At 49.5% G+C, this 895-nt stretch carries 1 rRNA gene; it reads right to left on the bottom strand.

Going from position 1 to position 895, the window contains the following annotated elements:
- A 23S ribosomal RNA gene (locus tag ACESOH_RS11725) occupies window positions 1–895 on the bottom strand; the annotation flags it as partial.

The raw sequence follows: 895 nt of genomic DNA, 5'->3' as shown, positions 1-895 counted from the left end.
AGTCTCCCACCTATCCTACACATCAAAATTCAAGGTTCAGTGTCAAGCTATAGTAAAGGTTCACGGGGTCTTTCCGTCTAGCCGCGGGTACACCGCATCTTCACGGCGATTTCAATTTCACTGAGTCTCGGGTGGAGACAGCCTGGCCATCATTATGCCATTCGTGCAGGTCGGAACTTACCCGACAAGGAATTTCGCTACCTTAGGACCGTTATAGTTACGGCCGCCGTTTACTGGGGCTTCGATCAGGCGCTTCTCTTTCGATAACACCATCAATTAACCTTCCAGCACCGGGCAGGCATCACACCCTATACCTCCACTTTCGTGTTTGCAGAGTGCTGTGTTTTTAATAAACAGTTGCAGCCAGCTGGTCTCTTCGACTTACTTCACCTCCATCCGTTAAGGACTTCAACTACCGTAAGCGCACCTTCTCCCGAAGTTACGGTGCCATTTTGCCTAGTTCCTTCACCCGAGTTCTCTCAAGCGCCTGAGTATTCTCTACCTGACCACCTGTGTCGGTTTTCAGTACGGTTTATAATTACCTGAAGCTTAGTGGCTTTTCCTGGAAGCGTGGTATCGGTAACTTCAGCCCCGTAGAGCCTCGTCATCACTTCTCGTTGTTTTAATGGATAAGCGGATTTGCCTACCTACCCCAACTACCTGCTTAAACAGACATATCCAACCGTCTGCTTACCTAACCTTCTCCGTCCCCACATCGCAGTAATTACAAGTACGGGAATATTAACCCGTTTCCCATCGACTACGCTTTTCAGCCTCGCCTTAGGGGCCGACTCACCCTGCCCCGATTAACGTTGGACAGGAACCCTTGGTCTTCCGGCGAACGGGTTTTTCACCCGTTTTATCGTTACTTATGTCAGCATTCGCACTTGTGATA

Source organism: Necropsobacter rosorum (assembly GCF_964241405.1).
In the GTDB taxonomy this organism is placed as follows: Bacteria; Pseudomonadota; Gammaproteobacteria; order Enterobacterales; family Pasteurellaceae; genus Necropsobacter; species Necropsobacter rosorum.
This window is presented reverse-complemented; position numbering and strand designations above follow the sequence as displayed.